The sequence below is a fragment of the Thiohalocapsa sp. genome, from assembly GCF_019695415.1.
Lineage (GTDB): Bacteria > Pseudomonadota > Gammaproteobacteria > Chromatiales > Chromatiaceae > Thiohalocapsa.
In genome coordinates this window covers 1-6444 of record NZ_JAIFKJ010000559.1, presented here as the reverse complement: position 1 = coordinate 6444, position 6444 = coordinate 1, and the positions used below count along the sequence as shown (strand labels likewise).

Here is a 6444-nt window from a genome sequence, read left to right as displayed (position 1 = left end):
CCGGACCCGACCGCCCCCAAGTCCTTGACCCCTGGCCGCCGGCGCCTTCCGCCAGGGAGTCGGGGATCGCTGGCTTGCGGATCTGTACGCGCTCGCGCGCCGGCGCCTGGAGGCGGCGGGTGTGGCGAGCGTCAGCGGCGGCGGCCTCTGCACTGCGACCGATGCCGAGCGGTTTTTTTCCTATCGGCGTGATGGTGCGACCGGCCGCATGGCGACGCTGATCTGGCTCTCCGGCGGCGAGCGGTGACTTGATCTCCGAGCCGCGCGGCCGGTGAGCGATCGGCACGGGGCGCCGCCTGCGGCTCGGCGCGGCACGGGCGGCGGCATCTGCGCCAGCGTTGAACTTGCGCCTTCGGACCGTTACTGTCTGCCTCTGCCGCGCAGGTTGGCACCGCGCGCCCCACAGGCTCCCGCTGGCTGACAGATGGCTGATACGAGCATGATGCAATCCACTTTTCGCTCCGGTCATTTCCATGCAACCGAGCCGGCTTCGGCTGGTGCGTCGGCCGCCCCGGCGCCAACAAGCGCGGCACAGCCCCGCGACGCCGCAGGCGCTCGGGCGCGGATGCGCCTCGGTGCCCTGGTGGTGTTTTTGGCGGCGTGGCTGTGCATGTCCTGTGCGGCCGTGGCCGAGTTCACGCCCGTCGGCATGGCGGAGCTGTTTCCGTCGGATCGCCAGAGCAAGACCACGCTCGTCATCAACAAGGTGCTGGAGCGTTTCCACTACCGCAATTTCCGGCTCGATGACAATTTCGCGCAGGAGACGCTGCTCAATTATTTTGAAGATCTGGACCCGAACCGCTCGTTCTTCATGGAGCGGGACATCGAGCGTTTCACGCGCGGCGCCAGCCGACTCGACGACGACCTGGACGAGGGCAAGCTCGACCTCGCCTTCGATATCTTTCGTGTCTACCGCATGCGCGTAGACAGCCGCATCGAGTACGCGATGTCACTCTTGGAGCAGGATTTCGACTTCGACCGCTCGGAGACGTATCGCTTCGACCGCGAGGATGCGGCGTGGGCCAAAAGCGATGCGGAGCTCGACGAGATTTGGCGTAAGCGTGTCAAGTACGACTACCTCACGCTGAAGCTGGCAGACGAGTCCGACGCCGACATCCGCGAGCAGCTGCGCAAGCGCTATGAGGGCATCTCGCGGCGCGTGTACCAATTCACCGCAGACGACGTGTATCAGGCCTTCGTGAATGCCTATACGCGGACGCTCGAGCCGCATACCAGCTACATGTCGCCGAGCACGTCGGAGAACTTCGACATCAGCATGCGGCTCAAGCTGGAGGGCATCGGCGCGGTGCTGAGTGCCGAGAACGAGTACACCGTCATCCAGCGCACCATCGCCGGCGGCCCTGCCCGCCAGTCCGGCCAGGTGCACAGCGGCGACCGCATCATCGGCGTTGCTCAAGGCCAGAGCGGAGAGATGGAAGACGTAGTCGGCTGGCGTCTGCAGGATGTCGTCGACAAGATCCGCGGGCCCAAGGGCTCCCTGGTCCGGCTGGAGATCCTGCCGAAGGCGAGCGGCTCGGGCGGGCGCACGCGCGAGGTTGAGCTGGTGCGCAACGAGATTCGCCTGGAGGACCAAGCCGCGCAGTCATACTTGATCGAGGGGCCGGCCAACGCCCCAAATCTGCGTATCGGGGTCATCGAGGTGCCGGCCTTCTATCGGGATTTCCGTGCAGAGTCCGAGGGCAGTAGGGACTTCACCAGCACCACCCGTGATGTGCGTCGGCTCATCCAGGAGCTGGAAGGCAAGGGCATCGACGGGCTGGTCATCGATCTGCGCGGCAATGGCGGCGGCTCCCTCACCGAGGCCACCTCCCTCACTGGGCTGTTCATCGACCAGGGGCCGGTGGTACAGGTCAAAGATGCGCTCGGCAAGGTCGAAGTCGAAGTGGACCCGGCGCCCGGTGTGATCTATTCGGGCCCGCTTGCCGTGCTGGTGGACCGCAACAGCGCATCCGCGTCGGAGATTTTCGCCGGCGCCATCCAGGACTATGGACGCGGCATCATCATCGGCGAGCCCACCTTCGGCAAGGGCACCGTGCAGACGCTCATCGACCTCGACCGCTACATGCCCGGCAATACCGCGGAGCTTGGCCGGCTGCGGCTCACCATGGCGGAGTTCTTCCGGGTCAGCGGCGGCAGCACCCAGCTCAAGGGGATCGAGCCTGACATCCGCTTCGAGCTGGGGCCGGATTTGTCCGACCATGGCGAGCGCTCGCTGGAGAACGCCCTGCCTTGGGATCGCATTCGTCCCGCGCGCTATGCCCGCTACCGGCCGCTCGACGTGGATGTGCTGCGCCAGCGCTCTGCCGAGCGCATCCTGAAGGACGATGGCTTCCGCATGCTGATCTCCCGCGGCGATCTGCTCTCCGAGATCAATCAGCAGGAAGAGGTTTCCCTGCGTGAGAGCGAGCGCCGGCGCGAGTCGGAGCGCCGCGACCGCGTTCTCGAGCAAGAGCGCGACCGTTTCCTCCGAGCGCGTGGACTCGAGCCGGTGGACGAGGACGCGGACGAGGTGGACGAGGATGCCCTGGAGCGTCAGCAGGAGGTGATCGACCGCATCCAGGCCGAAGAGGCGGCGCGTATCCTGGCCGACGTCATCGTCATCCAGTCCGCTGAAGATCGGCCCCGGGCGGCGATGCGCGACTGAGAGGCGCGCTGTCCGCATCAAGGGTCGCCGCGGCAGTCACCCAGCATCGCGCATCATGTCCAACCAGCACCTCATCCGGACGGTGTCAACCAGCTGTGAGAACAGCCTGTGTCTTCGCAGCGGCTGTCCAATCCGGACTTGCCGGTGCTCCGTGCCGTCGGCCGCCACCGTCCATGAGTGACGGTGTGGTTGCCGGCATCGCCCCGGAGCTGCTCGCCGGGTTCACCGACGACGCAGGCAGGCGCATCCTCGGCGGCGGGCGCGTTGGGCTGGAGAAGGAGGCGCTGAGGGTCACCGCCTCCGGGTTGGTGTCGACTGCCCCGCACCCGCACGGTTTGGGCTCCGCCCTGACCCACCCTTGCATTACCACCGATTTCTCGGAAGCCTTGTTGGAGCTGGTGACGCCAGCCGTGGCTACGGCCGCGGAAGCGCTCGCGACGCTCGATGACCTGCATCGGTTCGTCTACCGCCAGATCGACGACGAGCGGCTGTGGGCGACCAGTATGCCCTGCGTGCTCCATGGCGGCGCGCGGATCCCGCTCGCCGAGTACGGAACCTCCAATGCCGCGCGCATGAAGACCATCTACCGGCGCGGTCTCGGCAATCGCTACGGCCGGGTGATGCAGATCATCGCCGGCGTGCACTTCAACTACTCCGCCGATGAGGCCATTTGGCCGCGGCTCGCCGCGCTGCCACCCGTGGCCGGCGTGGACCAGAGCGGTGATGCACAGGCGCTTCGCTCAGCGCGCTACATGGGCATGGTGCGCAATCTGCAGCGGCTCGGCTGGCTGGTGCCCTATCTGTTCGGCGCGTCGCCCGCGGTGTGCAAGAGCTTTGTGCAGGACGCCGCGACCGATCTCGAATCGTTCGACGCCAGGACCTACTACTATCCCTATGCGACCTCCCTGCGCATGGGGGATATCGGCTACCAGAACCGGCAGGAAGAAGGCACCGGCATGAAGGCCTGCTACGACAGCCTGGATGCCTACATCAAGAGCCTCACCTGGGCCATCGAGACCCCCTGTCCGCAGTACGAGTCTATCGGCGTCAAGGTCAACGGCATTTACGAGCAGCTGAACGACCATGTCCTGCAGATCGAGAACGAGTATTACAGTACCGTCCGCCCGAAGCAGCTGACGGACTGGATGGAGCGGCCCACGCTGGCCTTGCGCCGCCGCGGCGTGCGCTACGTGGAGCTGCGCTCGCTCGACGTGAACGCCTACCACCCGCTCGGCATCGACGCCGAGCAGATGGCCTTCCTGCGGCTGCTCATGCTCTACAGTCTGCTCACCGACAGCCCGCGCATCGACACCCGCGAGCGCCGGGCCATCGATACCAACCAGGTGCTGGCCGCGCACCGCGGACGTGAGCCCGGCCTCAGACTGCAGGCCGGCGCAGCCATGCCAACGCTGCGCGACTGGGCCTGTGCCGTGCTCGATGCCATGCAGCCGTTGGCCGAGCTGCTGGACGTGGGCGCCGACGGCAGCTACGGCCGGAGTCTCGCCGCGCAGCGGGCCAAGGCCGAAGACCCGGAGCTCACCCCCTCCGCGAGCATGCTCGCCGAGATGCGCGCCCGGGGCGAGGGCTTTGCGGAATTTGCGCGCAGACTCACCGAGCAGCATCGGGGGGATTTTCTCTCCACGCCGCCGTCGCCCGAGCGCGCCGCCTGGCTGGACGACCTCACTGCCACCTCCCGCGACCGTCAGCACGCCATCGAGGCGGCGGACGACATCGACTTCGACGAGTTCCTGCACCGCTACTTCGCGCAGAGCGAGCAACAGCCCGTGGCGCTGCGGGCGCCTGTGTGACCCCGACCGGACCGCTCGCGCGCGGCGCCCAGATGCTCGCGGCGCGCTGCGCCTAGGGAGATGCTGATTTATTGGGCGTCCTGCCCCGCGCGGGAAGCGCCAATAAATCGGCGCTTCCTTAGCCCCGTCCGCCGCGGGAGATGCGCTTGAGCGCCCAATCCAGGGCACGGGTGCCGAGCAGGCGCTTGAGGCTGCCCATCAGGTGCGTTGGGACAGTGACGTAATAGCGTGCCCGCGGCCGCGGACTCTCCAAGGCATGCACAAGCTTCTTCAGCACGGCCTCCGGCGGCAGTGTGAAGGGTTGGGCCGGACCCGCCGTCTTGAGCCGCGCTTCCATGCGTCGGTAGGTGGCCTGGTGGACGCTGGCTGTGGCGTCGATGGTGCGAAGATAGACGGCGTAGCCGTTCTCACGGAAGCGGCTCAGAATGGGGCCGGGCTCGATCAGGCTCACGTGGATGCCGCTGCCCGCAAGCTCCAGGCGCAGCGTGTCGGTCAGGCCCTCCAGCGCGAATTTGCTCGCCACATAGGCGCCGCGGTAGGGCAGCGCGACGAGTCCGAGCACGGAGCTGTTCTGCACGATGCGCCCGTGACCTTGGGCGCGCATGAGCGGGATCACGCGGCGGGTCAGGTCGTGCCATCCGAACAGGTTGGTCTCGAACTGTGCCTGCAGGACCGCCCGGCTGAGGTCCTCCACGGCCCCCGGCTGGCCATAGGCGCCGTTGTTGAACAGGGCATCCAGACGGCCGCCGGTGTGTGCAAGGGCGGCCTCGAGGCCGGCCTGGATGCTGGCGGGATCGCGCAGGTCGAGCTGCACCGCGGTGAGGCCTTCGCGCTGTAATCCGGCAACGTCCTCGGCTTGACGTGCGGAGGCGATGACCTTCCAACCGCGGGCAGCGAGGCCGTGAGCGCAGGCGTGGCCGATGCCACTGGAGCAGCCGGTAATGAGGATGCTGCGCGCGGTGGGTGCCGCTGCCGCGCTCGGTGTCGCCATGCAACCGCTCCTTCTAGCTTGAATCCCCGGGTATCAACCCTACCATGGGCAGGTTGTTTGCTCTGCCCTCGGTGAGGACTCGACCATGCCCATTTACGCCTATCGCTGCGAGGCCTGCGGCCACGAGCTGGACGCACTGCAGAAAATCAGCGATGCCCCGCTCACGGATTGCCCTGCCTGCGGTGCCGCGGCACTCAAGAAGCAGTTGACCGCCGCCGCGTTCCGACTCAAGGGTGGCGGTTGGTATGAGACCGATTTCAAGCAGGATGGTAAGAAGAACCTGCACGATGCCGGCGACAAGGAGAAGCCCAAGGAAGGCAAGGACGCAGGCACCGACGGCAAGCAGGGCGGCGGTGAGGCTGCGCAGCCGAAGGCCGATAAGCCTGCCGCGAAGCCAGCGGGCGACACCAAAGCCAAGGCGGCGGCGGGAGCCGGTTGACGCGCTGAGAGGTTGTGAAGAACCCACCGACCTACTGCGGACGCCTCCGGACGCGCCCAGCGGCGTTGCGCAGAGCCGCACAGCGGGTCACTTAGAACGACTAAGCTCCCCACTGTTCGGCTCTGCGCGCCTTGCTGGGCACGCCCGGAGACGCCCTCGCGACGGCCGGCAGATTCTTCACAACCTCTGAGGGGTCCGCCGGGGCCGGCATGCGCGCAGCGACAGCGTCGCGCAGCCGGCCGCCGTGCGGCCGACATCGCGTGCGGCCTGTCAAGCGCGGGCCTGCGGCAGTAGCCCGACCGCCGACCGTGCGACCAAGCTTGGGTCCAGCTCCCCGTCGCGCGTTTTGCCGAACTCCCGCGCCTGACCGCGGGCGAAAAGATTAGAATAGTCTAATATTCTAATTAGAGGAACGCCGACTTATTGGCGTTTCCCGCGCGGGCAGGATGCCCGTCCAATTTTTGGCCGGGATGGTCAATGAATCGGTATCTCCTTGAGAGATCGACATCAGAGGGAGGAGGCCAATGAACGCCCGCATTGC

General features: G+C 66.8%; 4 protein-coding genes and 1 pseudogene. 4 read left to right on the top strand and 1 reads right to left on the bottom strand.

All coding sequences use genetic code 11. The features are described 5' to 3' along the window. Positions 1 to 43: 43 nt before the first annotated feature. The 3 genes and pseudogenes from I6U14_RS15550 to gshA form a co-directional block, all read left to right on the top strand. Positions 44 to 247, top strand: a pseudogene (locus tag I6U14_RS15550) (laccase domain-containing protein); the annotation flags it as partial. Positions 248 to 565: 318 nt separating this feature from the next. Beyond that, positions 566 to 2665: a carboxy terminal-processing peptidase gene (locus I6U14_RS15545; RefSeq protein ID WP_296900432.1), complete on the top strand. Its 2100-nt coding sequence runs from the start codon at positions 566 to 568 to the stop codon at positions 2663 to 2665. A gap of 173 nt (positions 2666 to 2838) precedes the next feature. After that, positions 2839 to 4473, top strand: coding sequence for a glutamate--cysteine ligase (gene gshA / locus I6U14_RS15540; protein WP_296900431.1), 1635 nt, complete (start codon positions 2839 to 2841; stop codon positions 4471 to 4473). A 118-nt stretch (positions 4474 to 4591) separates the two neighbouring features. On the opposite strand, the gene I6U14_RS15535 is transcribed toward gshA, so the two are convergent. Beyond that, positions 4592 to 5464: an SDR family oxidoreductase gene (locus I6U14_RS15535; protein WP_296900430.1), complete on the bottom strand. Its 873-nt coding sequence runs from the start codon at positions 5462 to 5464 to the stop codon at positions 4592 to 4594. An 85-nt stretch (positions 5465 to 5549) separates the two neighbouring features. On the opposite strand from I6U14_RS15535, the gene I6U14_RS15530 reads away from it, so the two are divergent. Continuing rightward, positions 5550 to 5903, top strand: coding sequence for a zinc ribbon domain-containing protein (locus I6U14_RS15530; protein WP_296900429.1), 354 nt, complete (start codon positions 5550 to 5552; stop codon positions 5901 to 5903). Positions 5904 to 6444: the final 541 nt, after the last annotated feature.